The sequence below is a fragment of the Rhodococcus sp. RS1C4 genome, assembly GCF_002258225.1.
Lineage (GTDB): Bacteria > Actinomycetota > Actinomycetes > Mycobacteriales > Mycobacteriaceae > Rhodococcoides > Rhodococcoides fascians_E.
In genome coordinates, this window is record NZ_NOXZ01000008.1 from 18,370 (window position 1) to 37,046 (window position 18,677).

Below are 18,677 nucleotides of genomic sequence, written 5' to 3' on the forward strand. Positions count from 1 at the left end.
ATAATGGGCAGGTGCGCCGATTCGATTTTCCCGTAGACGTTGCCCACGCCAACTCGGTGAACGAGACCATGGGCGACGTCCGGCGGCTCCGTGTCTCCGCCGTCGTCACCGCGGTCGTGCTGATCGCCGCCGCCGCGTGGTTCTTCTGGTTGGCGCACCCGTGGTCCTACATTCTGGGCGCGGTGTTCCTGATCACGGCGGCGACGTCGCTGTGGGTGACCGTCTGGGCGCCGCGCAAGGTCGGCACCGCCCGGGACCTCTATGCCGAAGGCGGGCTGGTGCCCGCCGTCATCGCGGAGACGCGTGCACGCGGCGTCACCCTGCTGGCGCTGATCGACATCGCCAAGCCCGACGCGAACGCGTCGCACTACGCCCTCGTCACACGCAGCATTCGATCGCTGCCCGGCCACGAACTGGTCGAAGGGGAACTGGTTCCGTCGATCTCGGTCCTGTCGGATCGAAGCAAGAACGCGATCAGCGACACCTGGCAGATGGTCGCCCCGATGCCCATCGCCTGGGGCACCACGGACGCATCGGTGATCGAGCGCGCTACCGCGGAGATCAGCGAAGCGGAATGGGCTCTGCTGGTCGCCAACATCGGTCTGTCCCCTAAGGTCCGTCAATCCGACAACCAGCAACTCCTGGTGGATCCGCACGACTTGCCCGACGAACTGCGGTAGCGCACCACCGATCACGACAGGGCCGGAATGACCTCGCGCTCGAACAGTTCGATGCCGGAACGGTCGTAGGCGGCTTCCGGGAAATAGAAGATGCCGTACGCGAGCCCCTTCTCCTTCAGCGCCGTCAAATTCTCGACGATCTGCTCCGGCGTGCCGACACCGGGAAGACCACGGAACGCGTCGAGCGCCGCGTCCGCCTTCTCGGCCCCCACGTACTGCGTCAGACGCGCCTGAAGCCGGTCCAGCCTGTCCTTCACTTCTGCTTCCGTGGTCCCGATCGCGACGTTGTAGTTGGACGAGCGCACGATCGAGTCGAAATCGCGTCCGACCGCGTCGCAGTGCCCCTTCAGCAACTCCGACTTACGCGTGAATCCCTCCGGGGTGCCGTCGAAGTTGGTGTAGTCGGCGTACTTCGCCGCGATCTTCAGCGTGACCTTCTCGCCGCCGCCGGCGATCCACAGAGGGATGCCGCCTTCCTGGACCGGCTTGGGCCACACCCGAGCGCCATCGACCTGGAAGTACTTGCCGTCGAGCGTCGCCTCACCGGTTTCCCAGGCCTGCTTGAAGATCTGCACACCCTCCTCGAGTGCGCCAAGACGCTGCCCGGCGGGAGGGAAGCCGTATCCGTATGCCCGCCACTCGTGCTCGTACCAGCCGGCACCGATACCCATTTCGACGCGGCCGGCCGAGATCAGATCCACCGTCGCCGCAACTTTCGCCAGATACGCGGGATTGCGGTACGCCATCGACGTGCACATCTGCCCCAGACGGATGCGCGACGTCGTCGCCGCGAACGCGGACATCAGAGTCCAGGCCTCGTGCGTCGCCTCGTCCGTCGGCTCGGGGACGGTATGGAAATGGTCGTACACCCACAATGATTCCCACGGTCCGGCGTCGGCGGCGGATGCGAGGTTCCGCATCACGTCCCACTGCGCCGCAGGATCGATACCGACCAGGTCGAGTCGCCAGCCTTGAGGAATGAAGAGTCCGAATCGCATGACCGGAATCCTACCGATCCAGTAGGAATCACACTCCTCGACCGACACCGCCGATGACGGACGACCACGATGCCCGAAATGTGACACCAGCTACGCTGCAGGAATGTCCGCGGAGTATCAGAGCCGAACCGTCGAGCGCCTACGCCCGTTCGGATCCACCATCTTCGCCGAAATGACGGCGCTCGCCGTGTCCACCGGTGCCGTCAACCTCGGCCAGGGTTTCCCCGACACCGACGGACCCGCGTCGATGCTCGACGCCGCGAGGGGCGCCATCGCCGACGGCTTCAACCAATACTCACCCGGGCCGGGGTTGCCCGTTCTGCGCGACGCCGTCGTCGCGGACAGACAGCGCCGTCTGGGCATCGAGTACGACCCGGCAACGGAAGTGCTGATCACCGTCGGCGCCACCGAAGGCATCGCAGCCACCATTCTCGGACTGGTCGAACCCGGCGAAGAGGTTCTGCTCATCGAGCCGTACTACGACTCCTACGCAGCTGCCATCGCACTGGCCGGGGCACGACGCAAGGCCGTCTCGCTGGTCCCGGACGGCAACGGATTCGCGCTCGACACCGATGCCCTGGCCGCAGCGATCGGCCCGAACACGAAACTCCTCGTGGTCAACACACCGCACAACCCCACCGGGACCGTGCTCACACACGCCGAGCTGACGCGGATCGCCGACATCGCCTGTGAGCACGACCTTCTGGTCCTGACCGACGAGGTCTACGAACGACTGACCTTCGACTCCCCCGACTCGTCCGGTCGATCGGCGAGATCCACCCACGTATCACTCGCGTCTCTCCCTGGAATGTTCCAGCGCACGGTCACCGTGTCCAGTGCGGCAAAGACCTTCAACGCCACCGGCTGGAAAACCGGCTGGGCCTTGGGACCACGTGAGCTCATCGATGCAGTACGCGCGGCCAAACAGTTCATGACCTTCGTCGGCGGAACTCCGTTCCAGCCTGCCGTCGCGCATGCGTTGAATCACGAGGACGCGTGGGTGGAGAATCTACGTATGTCCCTGCAGGCCAAACGAGATGTACTGTCCTCCGCGCTCGCCGACGCCGGTCTCGACGTGAAGGCAAGCGACGGAACCTATTTCGTGTGCGCGGACATCTCGTCGGTGGGCGGAGTCGACGCCCTGCAGTTCTGCCGAACCCTGCCGGAGAGAATCGGAGTCGCGGCCGTTCCGGTCAGCGCCTTCGTCGACGATCCGACGCCCGCCTCCGGCCCGAGCAACTGGACGACGCTCGTACGGTTCGCTTTCTGCAAGAAGGACGACGTGCTCGCCGACGCCGCCTCCAGGCTACTCACGCTGTGATCCCATGAGTGCCCGTACGATTCCTGCCGAGTTCATCGCCAAGGCTGTCGTGCTCGCCGAGAGCGGTGGCGTCGACCTGTCCTACCCCATGACCATCGCCGGAATCGACCGGTCTTCGCTGCACGATCCGAGCAACCGGCTGACCGCCGAGCAGGTCACCCTGTTCACCCAGGCGGCATGGCAGGTCACCGGTGACGAACTGTTCGGACTTGCGTCGACGCCGATGCGGCGCGGAAGTTTTCGGGTCATCTGTCTGACGCTGATCCACTGTCCCGACCTTTCCGCCGCACTCAACCGCATGTCCGAGACGACCCGTGTTCTGTCGGGAATGCCCCCGATGCTGATCACCGGCGACGACGGGGCGACGCGGCTGACCATCCCGCCCGCCGACAACAGCCACCTACCCGAGCATGCGAGGGCTGCTGCCGGCAGATTGCTCACCGACTTCCGGATGGTTCTGGTGCACCGCTTCGCTGCATGGCTCATCGGAGGACGAGTCAAACTGCATTCCGTCGAACTCCCCTACGACCTCGACGATCCGTCCACGGGGAAGCTCTACGACCGAATGTTCGGTACGAGAGTCACTTTCGGAGCGGACGTAGCCGCTCTGGAGTTCGACAACTCCGCGATGCGAGCACCCATCGTGCAAACGGAGGACACTCTCGCCGAGTATCTCCGCGAATCCCCCAACCTCCTGTTCACGGCCCGCGACTACGACAGCACTGCATCCGCCCAAGTCCGACGTGCACTCGAACTCGGCCTGCAGGGTCAAGCACCCGGCACCGACGACATCGCGGACATGTTGTCCGTCAGCACCGCCCATCTACGTCGACTCCTGCGGCAAGAAGGCACGTCCGTCAACCAGATTCGTGAGGAAGTCCTACGAGACGCCGCCGTCTCCGGTCTGAGCCGCGGCGACTCGGTGGACGACATCTCCAACAGACTGGGCTTTTCCGAACCGTCCGCATTCCGCCGAGCCTTCAAGCGCTGGACAGGACAGACCCCCGGTGCCTACCGCTGACACCCCGTCCCGGTCAGGACACGCAGAACTCGTTTCCCTCGGGATCGGTCATGGTGATCCACGTGCTCGGACCGACCTGACCGCGGTGCGAGACCGAGGCCCCGGCGTCGACCAGCTTCTGGGCGATGGCCTCGCGTTCGTCGCCGACCCTGATGTCGAAGTGAAGACGGTTCTTGACCGTCTTCGGCTCGGGCACGAGTTGGAAGAGAACACGCGGGGTTCCAGGAGTGTCCGGATCGAAGATCGCCGCGCCGATCTTCCAGACCAGGTCGCCCTCGAACACCACGGTGTCTTCCTGCCTGGCGTGACCCGCCGCGATCAGGCCCTCGATGAACGCACCATCGGTGGGTTCGACGACCCACCCGAGCGCGGATGCCCACCATTTCGCCTGCTCATGAGGTTTCCCACTGTCCACCGTGACCTGAAATTCGTATCCCATGTGCACACGATAGGCCGATGCACCGACACGCATACGTCGGTCAGTCGACGTTCTCCGCAGCAGCGTTCAACGCAGACACAATATCGTCCAGGACGACGGGAATGGTCAGCACGGTGAGTCCACCGAACGCGAAGTTCTTTTCCACCGAGAAGCTTTCGGTCGAAGCGGTTCGTCCATCGGCGACGACGGGAAGCTCGGCGATGACCGGTTCCGCCAGGAACGCGGCCAGGGACGGCTTGTCGTACGCGACGACGAAGAGGACGTCCGATGCGATCGCCGACGCCTTCTCGTAACTGAGGTCGAAGTACACGGCCTCGGCGTCGTCGGTGGGATCGGACTGCTGAATCGACTCCTCGTTGACCAGACCGAGTTGCTCGAGGAACTCCACGCGCACGTCGTCGTCCTTGCTCACCGAGAACACACCGGGCTCGTTCGGCAGGGCGACCGTGATCGACTTGTCCTTCAGCGCGGGGTATTTCGCCGCGACCTCCGCGATGTTCTTCTCCGTATCCGCGACGACCGCGGCCGCTTCGTCCTGCTTGCCCAGGGCCTCGCCTGCAATCGTCACCTGCTCTTGCCACGACGCGGTCCACTGTCGCTCCGGATACGCGACGACGGGCGCGACCTCGGACAGCGCGTCGAACTCGGCCTGGCTCATGCCGGAGTAGGGCGCGAAGATCAGGTCGGGTTCGGCCAGGGCGAACTGTTCGATCGGGGCTTGGCCGGTGCCGTCTCCAGCCAACAATGTGGGAGTCGCGGCGCCGAGTTCACCGAGAGCGGTTCGATCCCACGGCAGCACGCCCTCGGCGTCGGCGCCGTAGCTTTCACCGACGAATGCCGGCATTGCGACCGGCACCACGCCCAAGGCCAGTAGAGCATCCTGGTTGGACCAACCCCAGGTGGCAACGCGAGTCGGGGCCGAGTCGATGGTGGCGCTTCCGAGAGCGGAGTCGATGGTGACAGGAAACGAACCCGCCGCCGCGGCCGACCCGGTCGCTGCGGACGTCTCGGTGTCGGCCGCAGAGTCACCGGAGTCGGTACTGCATCCGACCAGCGCCGTTGCCATCGAAGCAGCAACGAGGAACGCGGTGATACGACGCGTCGGCGACCCTATGTACATCGACAGAACCCTCCGAGAGTTGGTTTAGGTTCACTAAAGTAGCACGCTGGGAAGGGTCGCCTAACCTCGTAACCGCCACCCCTTAGTATGAGTGGAACATACGTTCGAATGCAGCTACGCTGGCGTGATGAGCGTGGAACTTCAGGGCTCGCTGTTCACCGACGACGAGGAGCGGTTCGGTCCTCTCGGATCGACCGTGAGCAGGCGGGCACTGTCGAACGGCGCATGGGTGGACGTGAGGCCGGGATGGGCAGGCTCGATCGATCTGTTCGACCGCCTCGTCGACGCGGTGGACTGGCGGTCGGAGCGGCGTCGGATGTACGACCGCGTGGTCGACGTGCCTCGCCTGGTCCGGTTCTATTCGGAATCCGAGCCGTGGCCGGATCCGGCGTTGGACGAAGCCAAGAACGCACTCGACGCACACTACGGCCGGGAACTGGGCGAGACGTTCGCGACGGCCGGATTGTGTTATTACAGAGACGGATCCGACAGTGTGGCGTGGCACGGCGACAACATCGGCCGCAGCGCCACCGAGGACACGATGGTCGCCATCGTCTCGCTCGGCGCCACCAGGCAACTGATGCTGCGCCCCCGTGGAGGCGGCACATCACTGAAATTCACACTGGGACATGGCGATCTGATCGTCATGGGCGGCTCGTGTCAGCGCACCTGGGAGCACGCCGTCCCCAAGAGCACCCGCGCGACCGGACCACGCATCAGCGTGCAGTTCCGGCCGCGCGGTGTCCGCTAACCGCGGCGAGTCTCGACGGCGGCAGCCAACACATCGAGTTGTGCTGCAGTGGTGTCCCAATCGAGGCACGCGTCGGTGATGGACTGGCCGTAGGTCAGGTCCTCCTTGCGTCCGAGCGTCAGATCCTGACGGCCTGCGACGAGGAAGCTCTCGAGCATGACACCGACGATGCCGTGCTCACCCTCGCCGAGGCGTCGGGCAACGTCGGTGACCACGTCGACCTGCTTGTTGTGGTCCTTGCGGCTGTTGCCGTGACTGGCGTCGATGACGACGCGCTCGGGTAGCGACGACTTCCGCAGACGCGCGACCGTGTCGGCGACGGATTCTGCGTCGTAGTTCGGTCCGTCGGTGCCGCCGCGCAGGATGACGTGGCAGTCCGGGTTGCCGGTGGTGCGAATCAACGCGGCCTGGCCGTCCAGATCGGTACCGGGGAACACATGGCTCGAGGCGGCAGCACGGGTACCGTCGACCGCGACCTGGATGTCGCCTTCCGTCGAATTCTTGATCCCGACGGGCATCGACAGAGCGCTGCACAGCTGGCGATGCACCTGGCTGGCTGCGGTGCGAGCACCGATGGCGCCGTAGCTGACCAGGTCCGCAATGTACTGCGGCGTGATCGGGTCGAGGAATTCGCACCCGACCGGCAGTCCGAGAGCGGAAATGTCCACCAGCAGCTGACGCCCCACGCGCAGACCGGAATTGATGTCGAACGAGCCGTCGAGGTGCGGATCGTTGATCAGGCCCTTCCAGCCCAGCGTCGTACGCGGCTTCTCGAAGTACACGCGCATGACGATGTGCAACCGATCGCCCAGCTCGGACACCTTCTCGGCGAGTTTGCGTGCGTACTCCATCGCGGCCTCGGTGTCGTGCACCGAGCACGGCCCGACCACCACGATGAGACGGTCGTCCGCGCCGTTCAGGATGTCGACCACACCGGCGCGGCCGCGACGAACCGTCGACGACACCGCGTCGTCGGCGGCGTGCTCACGTCGCAGCAACGACGGCGCCACCAGCGGGCTGATGCTGATGGTGCGCTGATCGTCCAACGACGTATCGGTAGGGGTGACAGCTGTAGTCATGAGAAATCCTTTTCGATTCTCAGACCGGCCCTCGGAGAGCTCCACGCACGCTTCGAGCCGGTCTGCATCCGGCTCGTGGGGTGGGGTCTCAGCGCATGGCGTCGCTGGCTGACCCACCCGGGGCCGGCCTGCTAAACCAGAAATACGTGCGCTGCATGGAACAGACGGTAGCACGCCTCTCCACGGGGGCGGGCGCGGCACCTGCGCTCATGCGTGCAGTCGGTTCGCCCAGCGGTCGCGAGGAGCCCCGAAGACCACGGACGGCGACGCAAGAGGGAACCCGGTGATGTTCCTCCTGCTCTCCAAAACCGATTCGATCCTCGCGGCACTGAATTCGGTTCCCGCCGAAAGGTTGTGGGTCGACCCGGATTGCGGGCTGAAGACGCGCGGAACCGTCGAGGTCGAGGCGTCGCTGCGCAATCTCGTCGAGGCGCCGCGCGCCGTTCGCTAATTCTGACCTCGATCCTCCGGTGAGCGGCGAAGCGCGTCGTTCACCTTCGCGAGGATCGGCATGGCGTCCTCCACTGCCCGACGCTCGGCAGCGGGGAGCTTCGCGATTTCGGCTGACAGCACCTCGATCCTGCGGTCGGCCCGGCGTTCGCGTCGGGCCGCCCGTTCGCCGTTCACCCGGAGCACGACGGCTCGGCCGTCGGCTGGGTCGGGGTGCCGGTCGATCAGGCCTTTGTCGACCAGTGTGCGCACCAGCGTGCTGACGGTGTTGGGGCGAAGTCGCAGTCTGGCGGCCACGTCACCGATCCGACTGTCCGGGAACGCCAGGATCGTTCGGACGACTTCGGCTTGTGCGAGCGGCAGCGTCTCGTCGGTACCGGAGGTGTCCAGGTGGAGCCGAAGAACGCGGCGTAGGTCGAATGCGACCTCGAGAAGGCCGCGGGCGACGTCGTCGGCGGGGTGGTTCATGCCACAGAACTATATCTGACACAGATATTGTTTATTGACGCTGATGCAGGATAGCGTTACCTCATCTTGTCGATCCCGTACCCAGAGGCCTCGTGAAACGCGCACCGATCTTCCTGCCCCTTCTCGCCACCGCAGTACTCGTCACCGCATGCGGGTCGAGCGAGACCCCCGCCGACCCGAGCACCACACCGACGACGACTCTCGCGGCACCGGCGGTCGTCGAGGCCCCAGGCCCGACCGGCATTCCCGACGGGATGGGCTCCCCGGGAGTCGACGACGGTGTCTTCCCCCGCACCGTCGTTCATTTCGGCGGGGCGACGGAAATACCGGCCGAGCCCACGCGAATCGTCGTCATCGCCACCGGCCAACTCGACGCGGTACTGACACTGGGCGTCGTTCCCACCGGCGTTGCCTACGGTGACGGAGCTGCCCTGGTTCCGGACTACGTCGGCCGCGAATTCCCGCAGTTCAGCGCGGAGATGGCGGAGTTCGTCGACGTCGGGAACAGGCAGGCCCCCAACCTCGAGGCCATTGCGGCGCTGGAGCCTGATCTCGTTCTCGCGAACAAGGCTGCGTCCGAGGACATTTACGAGACGTTGTCGGCGATTGCGCCGACGGTGTTGACCGAGGGCACGGGCGTCAACTGGAAACAGGATTTCCTGCTGCTCGCGGATGCTCTCGGCCGAACCGAGCAGGCGCAGTCGTTCGTGGACGACTTCGTCTCGCGTGCACAGGATCTCGGTGACGAGGTCGGCGACGACACCGTGTCGTTCGTGCGGTTCACTGCCGACCGCGCTCGAGTGTTCGGGGTTCCGTCGTTCGCCGGCTACATCGCCTGGGATGCAGGTCTTGCACGCCCGGAAAGCCAGCAGTTCGACAAGACGTCACAGGATTTCAGTGAAGAAGAGATCCAATCGGCCGATGCGGACTGGGTTTTCGTCGGCAGTCAGGACAACGGCCCGGGTTCCCGGCAGCAGACGTACACCACCAACCCCCTGTGGACCGGGATGAGCGCGTCCACCGAAGGCCACATCGTGACCGTCGACGACGATCCGTGGTACCTCAACGCCGGTCCGACGGCGGCGACGATCGTTCTCGACGGACTGACGGAGACGTTGACCCGGTAAAGCAGTCAGGATGGGGAACGTGCGCGTTCCCCATGTGCTTGCCTCGATAGGTTGTGCACAACTTAGTTGTGCACTACATTCGTTCCTATGTCAGACGACCTCGCACTCGACCGTCAGGTGTGCTTCGCGCTGTACTCCGCATCGCGGGCTACCACCGCGGTGTATCGCCCGATGCTCGAGCGCCTCGGCGTGACATATCCCCAGTACCTCGTCCTTCTGGTGCTGTGGGAGAAGGACGGGCGCGGAGTGCGAGAGATCTGCGCAGAACTGGATCTCGACACCGGCACACTGTCTCCGCTCCTGAAGAGATTGGAAGGACTCGGCCTCATCGAACGTCGACGCCTGGCGTCGGACGAGCGTCGAGTAGAGATTCATCTCACCGACGAAGGCAAGGACCGACGCCGTCATGCCCTCGACATCCCGAAAGAGCTTGCGGGCAAGACCGGCATGACCGTGCAGGACCTCGAACACCTCCGCGACGCGTTGATCACACTGACCAACGCGCTGCACAACACGAAAGGCGTATCGGAATGAAGACGATCTACACCGCAGAAGCACTGGCCACCGGCGAAGGACGCAACGGGCACGCCCGCACGTCCGACGGCCGTCTCGACCTCGACCTCGCGATTCCCGAGGCCATGGGAGGAAGCGGCAACGGCACCAACCCGGAGCAGTTGTTCGCCGCCGGTTACGCCGCGTGCTTCCACTCGGCCCTGCAGATGGTCGCTCGCCAGGACAAGGCCGACGTCACCGACTCGGCCGTCGGCGCCCGAGTCGACATCGGACCCAACGACGCAGGCGGCTTCCAGCTCGCTGTGACGCTCGAGGTGACCCTCCCCAACCTGGCACGTGACGAAGCTCAGGCCCTCGCGGACAAGGCGCATCAGGTCTGCCCGTACTCGAACGCCACCCGGGGCAACATCGACGTGACCGTGACGGTCACGGAAGACTGAGGCGATACCGTATGCAGTCCAACGAAATTCATCTCGCATCCAGGCCACACGGTGAGCCCACGCCGGAGAACTTTCGGACCGTGACCACCGAACTGCCCGCCCTGGAGGACGGTCAGATCCTGGTACGCAACCTCTTCATGTCGGTGGATCCGTACATGCGCGGACGAATGAACGACGTCAAGTCCTACGTCCCGCCGTTCCAGATCGACGCACCTCTCGACGGTGGAGCCGTCGGCGAAGTGATCGAATCGAAGAACAGCGCGATCTCCGTCGGCGACGCCGTCTCCCACGGCAAAGGATGGCGTGATCTCGCTGTCCTCGACGGTGATTCGGCTCGTGTCGTCGACCTGACGAAGGCGAACGCGTCGGCGTACCTCGGCGCGCTGGGAATGACCGGTCTGACCGCGTACTCCGGGCTGACCGCCGTTGCGCAGTTCGAGCCGGGCGACACCGTGTTCGTCTCGGGCGCGGCAGGCGCGGTCGGGTCCCTCGTCGGGCAGATCGCCAAGGCTCTGGGCGCTGCTCGCGTAATCGGCAGCGCAGGCTCACCGGCGAAGGTGAAGCGCTTGCTGGAGCTCGGATTCGACGCGGCGTTCGACTACCACGACGGACCGGTGAAGAAGCAGCTCGCCGACGCCGCACCGGACGGAATCGACGTCTACTTCGACAACGTCGGTGGCGATCACCTCGAAGCAGCACTTGCGTCCGCCAACAAGTACGGCCGGTTTGCACTGTGCGGGGCCATCTCTCAGTACAACGCCACCGAGCCGACCGCCGCGCCGCGCAACCTTGCCCTCGCCATCGGAAAGGAATTGACGCTCAAGGGATTCATCGTCGGTTCCTACAGCCACCTCGCGGGAGAGTTCTCCGAGAAGATGGCCGGATGGCTCGCCGACGGCGTCGTCGAGTGGGACGAAACCGTCGTCGACGGTCTGGAGAATGCGCCTCGCGCGTTCATCGGGCTGCTCCGCGGTGAGAACACGGGAAAGATGGTCGTCAGCATCTGACGCCCAGGCGCCGTGGAGGGCGATCCGATACCGGTCACCCCCACGGCGTCACCGACTCCCGAGAGAGGGAAAGCGCACTCCGGTCAGTCTTTCCGACCTGTCCCACAGCGCCTCCTGAACGGCGCGGTCCCGCGCAGGCCGACTGGGAGCGACGATCGTCGGATACCCTCGCAACTCCTGCCGACCGCTCGGTCCGATGTACAAGCCACCGGTGACCTCGGGTGATGTCGCTGCGTACAACTCGGGGAGAGCACCCATGTCCGCGGACTGGGCGACGATTCGGTTCCCCACCGACAGGAATGCGTCCTGTACGGACTCGGTGTGGCCCTGCAGGTTGGTCGTCGCGTAACCGGGGTGCGCGGCAACGGACTTGATCGCTGAATTCGCCGCGGTCAACCGTCTGTCGAGGTCGAGTGCGAACATCAGGTTCGCGAGCTTCGATTGCCCGTACGCCGGCCACCGACGATACGGCCGGCGCGAGTAGTTCAGATCGTCCAGATGGATCCGACCGATCCGGTGCAGGCCGCTGGACATGGTGACGACGCGGTCGGTGATCTTCTCGATCAGCAGCCCCGTCAGAGCGAAATGCCCCAGGTGGTTGGTGCCGAACTGCATCTCGAACCCGTCGGCAGTCCGGCGCTCAGGCAACGCCATCACGCCCGCATTGTTGATCAACACGTCGACGGTGTCGACGGTGTGCGCGAACGTCCTCACCGACGACAGGTCCGCCAGATCCAGTCGACGTACGTGCGCACGCGGCCCGATGCTGCGCGCGACCTCGTCGCCTCTGCCGGTGTCGCGGCAGGCGAGCACCACGTCGGCGCCGGCTGCCCCGAGGGCCCGGGCCGTCACCTCCCCCAGTCCGCTGTTGGCCCCCGTGACGATGAATCGTCTGCCCGTCTGATCCGGAATGTCCGACGTGGTCCAACCTCGCTGCGCGCTCACCGACCGAGCCTAACTCTGCAGCGGCGTCAGGACGCCCTGATCTCCTTGCTCGCTGTCGCGGACACCTCGGCCATCGGCGGCCGGTCGAGTCCCAGGACGTCGCTCGTGACGCCCCGGAACGGGTCGCTTTCGCAGCCGAACGTCGTCAGCCCGACGGCGGAGTCCGCGATGCCGAGTCGACCGAACATCGTCGCCATTATCTGCCTGCTCATCACCGCCAGCTCGGACGTCGGACGGTTGCGATGCTCCCGCACACCGAGGCCGACCTGACCGATCGAGTCGACGCCCAGGCGCCGATACGTGTCGATGAGAATCCCGATCTCGACACCGTATCCGGGGGCGAACGGTATCGACGAGAGAAGCTCGCGCGTCCCGCCGTACTCGCCGCCCAGCGGTTGCAGAACACCGGCGAGGTCCGGTAGCAAAGCGGCCAGCAGGGGGCGCGCCACCATCTCTGTCACTCGCCCACCGCCGTTCGGGGACGTCATCCCGTCGCCTCGGAGCGGTCGACGATAGAACCCCTTGACCAACTGCACCCCGGTGTCCAGCAGCAGCGGCCCCAGAAGTGACGGCACGAACCGAGGGTTCGGGTCCAGCAGGTCGGAGTCGACGAACACCACGAGGTCTCCATCGGTCGCGGCCAGTGATCGCCACAGGACTTCCCCTTTGCCGGGTCGGGGTTGCAGATGCGGTACCGCCTGTTCACGCGTGACCACTCGGGCGCCCGCACGACGCGCCTCGGCCGCCGTCGCGTCGACGGATCCCGAGTCCAGGACGAGGAGATCGTCGACGAGACCGCCGAGCAGAGGCAGGATGGACCGAACCACGGCCGCGACCGTCGCCTCCTCGTTCAACGCGGGGAGAACGACCGACACGGTTCTCCCCTGTTTCGCGGCCGTCAGTTCCTCGACGGACCACAGCGCCTCGCGCCACGAATTGCGCAGGACGTCGCTCATCTACGCCACCCCGAGCGACCGGGCCAGCAGTGGCCAGGAATCGTGCAGGTCGCCCTGCCAGTACCCCCACGAATGCGTGCCGTTGTCTCGGAGGTTGTAGGTCGCCGGGATCCCCAGAGAATCGAGGCGAGCCTGCATCATGCGCGAACACCGGTCGGTCGCCGACTCGATCAAGGCTCCGACGGCCAACTGTTCCACGAGCTTTCCCGGACTACCGTTCACATCCGGCCCGTCGATGGTGTCGAGTGGCCCCGGCAGTCCGCTACCGCTGGAGATGTAGAGCTCGGTTCCTCTCAGCTTCTCCGCGTTCACGTACGGGTCGTTGTCCGTCCACGCCCGATCCGAGTCCGGACCCCACATGTTGAGAGTGTTTCCCCGACCGCGCATTTCGACGACGGATTTGACGTACGCACGCCCCAGCGGATCCGACGTCATCGCACACCCGGAGTACGACGCGGCTGCCGTGTAGAAGCCCGGATGGGCAAGGGCCAGTTGGAACACCGAAGTTCCCGCCATGGAGATACCTGCAATCGCGTTCGTTCCGTTGCCACGAAACTCCGCGTCGACCACCGCGGGCAGTTCACGAGTGAGGAAGGTCGCCCACTGGTTGCGCCCGAGAACAGGATCGTCGCGGTACCAGTCGGTGTAGTAACTTGCCGCACCCCCGGTGGGTACGACGACATTGACCTGCTGGTCGCCGAAGAACCCGGCGATGTCCGTGCGGTCGAACCAGCTGCTGCCACCGTCTCCACCGGCGGCACCGTTGAGCAGATACAGAGTAGGAGCAGGGATTTCAGGATTCGCGGCCCGGTACACCGTGACCGGAATCGGCCTACCCATCGAGGGAGAGAAGACGTCCACGACGCTGGTCCGGTCCGCGATCACTCGGTTCGACACAACCGCGGCACCGCCGCCGGGGTCTGCGCCCGCACCTCCAGCCGCAACGCAGGACAACAAGCACGCCGACGCGAGCGCGGCGAGCAGTTTCAGAGCAGGGCGGTGCGACATTTGTGAAATGGTAAGTCGGACTGCATCACCGATCGCGTCGACCGACGAGAATTGAGAGAAGTCGGCGTTGGAGCAGGCCATGTTTGGGCCGTCTCACAAGCCGGAAACCGTCGCCATGTCATGCCTGCACGACCATGATGGATCCCGCGTCGGCACGCTTCGTGCTGCGCATCCGAATACACCTTGTTGTCGGGAGAAGGGGTCCACGTGGTCAGTTTCGGTCTCATCGGCGATTGGAAACCACAGCCAGGACTGGTGACGACGTGGACCGCGACACCCGAGTCGAGGGCACGCGTGCATGCTGCGCCGCCGCACCCGACACCCGCGTCGCACATCCAGGAGGAATACCTGAAGTCCGCGTATCGAAATCGCGACTCGGGTTTTCGGTTCTCTCGATTGTGCCTGGTCACCTTCGACATCTTCGAACCGCTGGACCCGGCCGCCATGGATAGCGCGATCAACGGTTTCGTCCGACGACACGACACGTTCTCGACGTGGTTCGTCACCGACGACACCGGTGTCGTGCGCCATCAGGCCTCAGCGGACGACATCGAGCTCGCACCGACCGAGCACGGCAGATTCGACGACGAGGAAGCCCTGCGCGTCCACGTACAGAACACGACACCCGGTCCGACGTCCTGGGACTGCTTCTCGTTCGGTGTGATCGACCGCGGTGACGGGTTCACGGTCTACGCAGCGGTGGATCACCTCGACACCGACGGGATATCTCAGGCACTGACGTTCTTCGAGCTGCGCTCGCTCTACACCGACGCGGTTGCCGGGACGCTGGACGTGCAACCCTGCCTCGGCAGTTACCTCGAGTACTGCGCCCGCGAACGCACCGCATCCGGCGAGCTGACACTCGATTCACCCGAAGTGCGTCAATGGGTCGAACTGGTGAAGGCCAACGGCGGAGACCTGCCGTCCTTCGCGCTTCCCCTCGGTGAGCTCGAGAAGTACACGCGATCCGAGGTGGCCACGCAGCCGCTCTTCGACCGAGCCGAGGGCGAGGCGTTCGACGAGGCCTGTGCCAGGTTCGGAGCGAAGTTCATCGGTGGCCTTTTCGCTGCGGCGGCGATCACCGAGTACGAACTGGCCGGCCATCTCACCTACCTCGGCCTGACTCCGAAGAGCACGAGGAGCATGCCCGCCGAGTTCGGCGCGATCGGCTGGTTCTCCAGTCTCGTCCCCGTTCAATTCCCGGTCTCGGGGACCCAGACGTTCTCGCACCTCGCCGGGGTCGCGCAGCGCGCGTTCGACGCAGGAAAGGCACTGTCCGACGTCTCGTACCACCGCGTCCTCGAACTCGTGACACCCGACACGGGTATTCGAACCCGACCCGGGTGGTCGGCGCCGATGATTTCGTACGTCGATGTCCGTACGCTGCCCGGCGCGGACATCGTCTCGAGCGTCAACGGTGGACTCTTCGGAAATCAGGGCAGTTCCGACGAGGTGTACATGTGGATCAACCGATTCCAGAACGAGACCGGGACGACCTTCATGTACCCGGGCACCGACATCGCACGGGATTCGGTGGCGCGGTACAACGCCAAGATCAGTGAAATTCTGAAGTCCGTCGCGACCACCGGCGACTACTCGTTCGCCCAGTCGATGACCGGAAAAACCGCGTAGGACAGTGCAACCCCCACGGCGCACGGCACGGCGCAGGCTCGCCGCGTGCCTGGTGGCCGTGTTCATGTTGATGATCGACGTCACGATCGTCAACGTGGCTCTTCCGTCCATCGCCACCGACATCGATGCTGGTTCGAGCGCGCAATCGCTGATCGTGTCCTCCTACACGTTGGCGTTCGCATGCACCCTGTTGACCGGGGCGTGGCTCGGCGGGATCGTCGGCCGGAGAACGGTGTTCGTAACCGGGATGTCGGTGTTCGTCGCTGCCTCGATCCTGTGCGGGGCCGCCGATTCGCCGACGCTGCTGATCGCCGCGCGAGTTCTGCAGGGCATCGCGGGCGGGATGGTGTCCGCTCAGACCGTCGCCATCATCGCCACGGCGTTTCCGCGCGAGCGCCACAGCGTCGTGTTCGCGCTGTACGGTGCCACCGCGGGCGGTGCCGCGATTCTGGGTCCGTCCGTCGGAGGAATCCTGGTCTCGTTGGACATGTTCGGCTGGGGTTGGCGGTCGGTGTTCCTCGTCAACGCACCGCTCGGCGTGGGGGCGATGGTGATCGCGGCCGCGAGCTTCTCGCGTGAGAAACCCGCAGGCGTTCAGCGTCTCGACGTTCTCGGAGTAGTTCTGTCCACCCTCGGACTGGTCCTTCTGATCTATCCGTTGGCTCACAGTTACGAGCACGGATGGAGTATCGGCGGCACCTCGGCAGTTCTCGCCTCGCTCGCGGTCCTCGCGCTGTTCGTACTCCACGAACGGCGATGGAGCCGAGCCGGACGCCACCCCATGGTGAGGGTCGATCTGTTCCGGCAACGTACGTTCGCACTCGGCTGCGCCCTGTCCGTTCTCATGTTCGGCTCGTTCACCGGCTTCTTCTTCACCGTCTCGCTGAGTCTCCAGTTCGGCCTGGAGTTGTCGCCGATGCGCACCGGCGTGATCACGTTGCCGTTCGCGGTCGGCGCCGCGGTGTTCTCGGTCCTGTCTCCAACCTTGTTCGCACGGCTCGGCACTCGGATGCTGCCGCTCGGCTTCGTCCTCTTCGGTGTATCCATGATGTGCTTCGCCGCCCTCACCTACCGTGAGGACACGGCACACAGCCTCGCCCTGCTGGCACCACCACTGTTCGTCGGCGGCGCAGGGATCGGCGTGTTCGTCGCACCGTTGCAGACGACGATCGTCTCGGGCACCGACGACACGACCGTCGGATCGGCGTCGGGGTTGATCCCTACCGTCCAGCAGGTCGGTCAAGCCGTCGGAATCGCTCTCGTGGGACTGCTGTTCTTCCACCGACTGTCGACGCTGTCGGACGCACTCCCACCGGGCAGCACCGGGTGGATCGCCGCACAGCCGTACATCGTCGCTCAGCGTCACGTGTTCTTCGTACTGTCCGCCGTCGTCGCGTGTGCGGCGGTGCTTGCCTTCGCCTTGCCCAAACGGGTCGCGGGGCCGCCGCCCGTTCCCGTACCTGCCTGATCACCGCCCGCCCGAGAAGAAGGAAAGATCCGTGCGTTCTCGCATCACCGCTGTGTTCGTAGTGCTGGCAGCCGTCGGCGCCCTGGTCGGGTTTCCGGCCACCGCTGCCGCGGAACCCGTCGAACTGGTCGCCGATCCAGATCCGTTCTACGCCGCGCCCGCCGACGTGGCCGACGCCGCCAACGGCGACGTCCTCGACAGCCGACGTGTCCCTACGTCCGCGTACCCGGGCACCGACGTGTGGCAGGTCAAGTTTCGCTCCACCGATTCCGCAGGCGATCCCATCGCGGCCGTGACGACTGTCCTGATGCCGCAGGGACACGGTGAGGGCACGCCCCTCGTGTCGTACCAGGCGATCGTCAATGCCCTCGGCACCAAATGCGCACCGTCGCACGGGTTGTTCTCCGAGGAACTGATCGAAGCACCGGCCGTGTATCTGGGAATGGTCGCCCGCGGCTGGGCCGTTGCCGTGCCGGATTACCTCGGCCCGACGGCAGCCTACGGTGCCGCGCGCATGGCGGGCCAGATCACCCTCGACGGTGTACGAGCGGTGAAGCGGTTCGAGCAACTGCCGCTCCGTGACTCGCCGGTCGGCCTACTGGGCTACTCCGGCGGTGGACTCGCGACATCCTTCGCTGCTGCGCTCGCGCCGACGTACGCGCCGGATCTCGACATCGCCGGAATCGCCGAGGGTGGAATCCCGGCCGATCTGGCGCAGATCGCCCAGAATTTGGCGTACAGCCCGCTACCGCACCCGGGCTTCGGCATGGCGATGGCGGTGGCGCTCGGGCTCGAACGCGAGTACCCGGGTCGATTCCCCATCACCAGCAACCTCAACGACCGAGGAATCGCACTGCGCAACAAGATGTTCAACGAGTGCCGACGCTCGATCCTCATCGACGGCGCCTTCCACAGCGCTCGCGACCTGAGCACCGCCGCGTCACTGGCGGACACACCGAGTGCGCAACAAGTACTACGCGAGAACAGTGTCACCTTCTACGACGGAGTCCCGACGGCACCACTGTTCGTGTGGCAGGGCGTCAACGACTTCATCGCCCCGTACCAGCCTGTCGCCGACATGGTCGACCGATACTGCCGATCGGGCGCCGACGTCGTGTTCCGCGGATACCCTGCGGCCGAGCACTTCTCCGCGACCGTCCTCGGCCTCCCCGAGGCCTACCTCTGGCTCGACGCTCGGTTACGTGGCGAGCCCGCGCCGAGTGGCTGTTGATCCCGAGCAACTAGGGTGGGCGC

The 18,677-nt window shown here is 65.2% G+C and carries 19 protein-coding genes and 1 pseudogene; 12 read left to right on the plus strand and 8 right to left on the minus strand.

Annotated elements, in window-relative coordinates; all coding sequences use genetic code 11:
* Positions 1–11: 11 nt before the first annotated feature.
* Positions 12–680: a DUF3239 domain-containing protein gene (locus CH289_RS02610; RefSeq protein WP_256976951.1), complete on the plus strand. Its 669-nt coding sequence runs from the start codon at positions 12–14 to the stop codon at positions 678–680.
* An 11-nt stretch (positions 681–691) separates the two neighbouring features.
* On the opposite strand, the gene CH289_RS02615 is transcribed toward CH289_RS02610, so the two are convergent.
* Positions 692–1,678: an LLM class F420-dependent oxidoreductase gene (locus CH289_RS02615; RefSeq protein ID WP_026348167.1), complete on the minus strand. Its 987-nt coding sequence runs from the start codon at positions 1,676–1,678 to the stop codon at positions 692–694.
* A 103-nt stretch (positions 1,679–1,781) separates the two neighbouring features.
* Between CH289_RS02615 and CH289_RS02620 the strand changes: the two genes are divergently transcribed.
* Together CH289_RS02620 and CH289_RS02625 are read left to right on the plus strand one after the other, a co-directional pair.
* On the plus strand, positions 1,782–2,999 hold the full coding sequence (locus CH289_RS02620) for a pyridoxal phosphate-dependent aminotransferase (RefSeq protein WP_094727179.1): 1,218 nt from the start codon (positions 1,782–1,784) through the stop codon (positions 2,997–2,999).
* A 4-nt stretch (positions 3,000–3,003) separates the two neighbouring features.
* A complete protein-coding gene (locus CH289_RS02625) occupies positions 3,004–4,020 on the plus strand; it encodes an AraC family transcriptional regulator (RefSeq protein ID WP_019667314.1) in 1,017 nt (338 codons plus the stop codon).
* A 13-nt stretch (positions 4,021–4,033) separates the two neighbouring features.
* Here CH289_RS02625 and CH289_RS02630 read toward each other — a convergent pair whose 3' ends face one another.
* Together CH289_RS02630 and CH289_RS02635 are read right to left on the minus strand one after the other, a co-directional pair.
* Positions 4,034–4,459 carry a VOC family protein gene (locus CH289_RS02630; protein ID WP_026348168.1) on the minus strand — a complete coding sequence of 142 codons (426 nt, stop codon included), beginning with the start codon at positions 4,457–4,459 and terminating at the stop codon, positions 4,034–4,036.
* 40 nt (positions 4,460–4,499) lie between these two features.
* Positions 4,500–5,579 (minus strand): iron-siderophore ABC transporter substrate-binding protein, encoded by a 1,080-nt coding sequence (locus CH289_RS02635; RefSeq protein WP_094727181.1) that lies wholly within the window; start codon positions 5,577–5,579, stop codon positions 4,500–4,502.
* Between the two features lie 127 nt (positions 5,580–5,706).
* Here CH289_RS02635 and CH289_RS02640 point away from each other — a divergent pair, with 127 nt between their 5' ends.
* Positions 5,707–6,330, plus strand: a complete 624-nt coding sequence (locus CH289_RS02640; protein WP_019667317.1) for an alpha-ketoglutarate-dependent dioxygenase AlkB — start codon at positions 5,707–5,709, stop codon at positions 6,328–6,330.
* Here CH289_RS02640 and CH289_RS02645 read toward each other — a convergent pair.
* Positions 6,327–7,409 carry a 3-deoxy-7-phosphoheptulonate synthase gene (locus tag CH289_RS02645; protein WP_094727183.1) on the minus strand — a complete coding sequence of 361 codons (1,083 nt, stop codon included), beginning with the start codon at positions 7,407–7,409 and terminating at the stop codon, positions 6,327–6,329. The two genes, CH289_RS02640 and CH289_RS02645, sit on opposite strands and share 4 nt — an antisense overlap.
* 310 nt (positions 7,410–7,719) lie before the next feature.
* Between CH289_RS02645 and CH289_RS02650 the strand changes: the two are divergent.
* Positions 7,720–7,860 (plus strand): annotated as a pseudogene (locus CH289_RS02650) (hypothetical protein); the annotation flags it as partial.
* On the opposite strand, the gene CH289_RS02655 reads toward CH289_RS02650, so the two are convergent.
* Positions 7,857–8,327, minus strand: coding sequence for a MarR family winged helix-turn-helix transcriptional regulator (locus tag CH289_RS02655; RefSeq protein WP_019667320.1), 471 nt, complete (start codon positions 8,325–8,327; stop codon positions 7,857–7,859). The pseudogene CH289_RS02650 and the gene CH289_RS02655 sit on opposite strands and share 4 nt — an antisense overlap.
* 92 nt (positions 8,328–8,419) lie before the next feature.
* Here CH289_RS02655 and CH289_RS02660 point away from each other — a divergent pair, with 92 nt between their 5' ends.
* The 4 genes from CH289_RS02660 (at position 8,420) to CH289_RS02675 (ending at position 11,414) form a co-directional block, all read left to right on the plus strand.
* Positions 8,420–9,454 carry an ABC transporter substrate-binding protein gene (locus CH289_RS02660; protein WP_094727185.1) on the plus strand — a complete coding sequence of 345 codons (1,035 nt, stop codon included), beginning with the start codon at positions 8,420–8,422 and terminating at the stop codon, positions 9,452–9,454.
* 87 nt (positions 9,455–9,541) lie between these two features.
* Positions 9,542–9,988, plus strand: coding sequence for a MarR family winged helix-turn-helix transcriptional regulator (locus tag CH289_RS02665; protein WP_094727187.1), 447 nt, complete (start codon positions 9,542–9,544; stop codon positions 9,986–9,988).
* Positions 9,985–10,407 carry an organic hydroperoxide resistance protein gene (locus CH289_RS02670; protein ID WP_019667323.1) on the plus strand — a complete coding sequence of 141 codons (423 nt, stop codon included), beginning with the start codon at positions 9,985–9,987 and terminating at the stop codon, positions 10,405–10,407. Before CH289_RS02665 ends, CH289_RS02670 begins: the two co-directional genes overlap by 4 nt.
* An 11-nt stretch (positions 10,408–10,418) precedes the next feature.
* Positions 10,419–11,414 (plus strand): NADP-dependent oxidoreductase, encoded by a 996-nt coding sequence (locus CH289_RS02675; RefSeq protein ID WP_019667324.1) that lies wholly within the window; start codon positions 10,419–10,421, stop codon positions 11,412–11,414.
* A gap of 48 nt (positions 11,415–11,462) precedes the next feature.
* Here the strand turns inward: CH289_RS02675 and CH289_RS02680 are convergent, their stop codons facing one another.
* Genes CH289_RS02680 through CH289_RS02690 form a run of 3 tightly spaced genes read right to left on the minus strand, consistent with a single transcriptional unit; the run spans position 11,463 to position 14,323 of the window.
* Positions 11,463–12,359, minus strand: a complete 897-nt coding sequence (locus CH289_RS02680) for an oxidoreductase (RefSeq protein ID WP_019667325.1) — start codon at positions 12,357–12,359, stop codon at positions 11,463–11,465.
* Positions 12,360–12,385: 26 nt separating this feature from the next.
* On the minus strand, positions 12,386–13,315 hold the full coding sequence (locus CH289_RS02685; protein WP_019667326.1) for a glucosyl-3-phosphoglycerate synthase: 930 nt from the start codon (positions 13,313–13,315) through the stop codon (positions 12,386–12,388).
* On the minus strand, positions 13,316–14,323 hold the full coding sequence (locus CH289_RS02690) for an alpha/beta hydrolase (protein WP_094727189.1): 1,008 nt from the start codon (positions 14,321–14,323) through the stop codon (positions 13,316–13,318). It lies immediately after the preceding gene.
* Positions 14,324–14,530: 207 nt separating this feature from the next.
* On the opposite strand from CH289_RS02690, the gene CH289_RS02695 reads away from it, so the two are divergent.
* From CH289_RS02695 to CH289_RS02705, 3 genes are read left to right on the plus strand one after another with little or no spacing between them, the layout of a single operon-like run.
* On the plus strand, positions 14,531–15,955 hold the full coding sequence (locus CH289_RS02695; RefSeq protein WP_019667328.1) for a condensation domain-containing protein: 1,425 nt from the start codon (positions 14,531–14,533) through the stop codon (positions 15,953–15,955).
* A 4-nt stretch (positions 15,956–15,959) separates the two neighbouring features.
* A complete protein-coding gene (locus tag CH289_RS02700) occupies positions 15,960–17,423 on the plus strand; it encodes a DHA2 family efflux MFS transporter permease subunit (protein ID WP_230594380.1) in 1,464 nt (487 codons plus the stop codon).
* Between the two features lie 31 nt (positions 17,424–17,454).
* Entirely contained in the window at positions 17,455–18,654 is a 1,200-nt protein-coding gene (locus CH289_RS02705) for a lipase family protein (RefSeq protein WP_033190679.1), read from the plus strand.
* Positions 18,655–18,677: the final 23 nt, after the last annotated feature.

Coding starts and splice junctions, on each gene's coding strand:
- CH289_RS02655 (WP_019667320.1), bottom strand. CDS start 8,327: ATGAACCACCCCGCCGACGACGTCGCCCGCGGCCTTCTCGAGGTCGCA.
- CH289_RS02630 (WP_026348168.1), bottom strand. CDS start 4,459: ATGGGATACGAATTTCAGGTCACGGTGGACAGTGGGAAACCTCATGAG.
- CH289_RS02635 (WP_094727181.1), bottom strand. CDS start 5,579: ATGTACATAGGGTCGCCGACGCGTCGTATCACCGCGTTCCTCGTTGCT.
- CH289_RS02670 (WP_019667323.1), top strand. CDS start 9,985: ATGAAGACGATCTACACCGCAGAAGCACTGGCCACCGGCGAAGGACGC.
- CH289_RS02690 (WP_094727189.1), bottom strand. CDS start 14,323: ATGTCGCACCGCCCTGCTCTGAAACTGCTCGCCGCGCTCGCGTCGGCG.
- CH289_RS02685 (WP_019667326.1), bottom strand. CDS start 13,315: ATGAGCGACGTCCTGCGCAATTCGTGGCGCGAGGCGCTGTGGTCCGTC.
- CH289_RS02620 (WP_094727179.1), top strand. CDS start 1,782: ATGTCCGCGGAGTATCAGAGCCGAACCGTCGAGCGCCTACGCCCGTTC.
- CH289_RS02640 (WP_019667317.1), top strand. CDS start 5,707: ATGAGCGTGGAACTTCAGGGCTCGCTGTTCACCGACGACGAGGAGCGG.
- CH289_RS02625 (WP_019667314.1), top strand. CDS start 3,004: ATGAGTGCCCGTACGATTCCTGCCGAGTTCATCGCCAAGGCTGTCGTG.
- CH289_RS02645 (WP_094727183.1), bottom strand. CDS start 7,409: ATGACTACAGCTGTCACCCCTACCGATACGTCGTTGGACGATCAGCGC.
- CH289_RS02615 (WP_026348167.1), bottom strand. CDS start 1,678: ATGCGATTCGGACTCTTCATTCCTCAAGGCTGGCGACTCGACCTGGTC.
- CH289_RS02665 (WP_094727187.1), top strand. CDS start 9,542: ATGTCAGACGACCTCGCACTCGACCGTCAGGTGTGCTTCGCGCTGTAC.
- CH289_RS02675 (WP_019667324.1), top strand. CDS start 10,419: ATGCAGTCCAACGAAATTCATCTCGCATCCAGGCCACACGGTGAGCCC.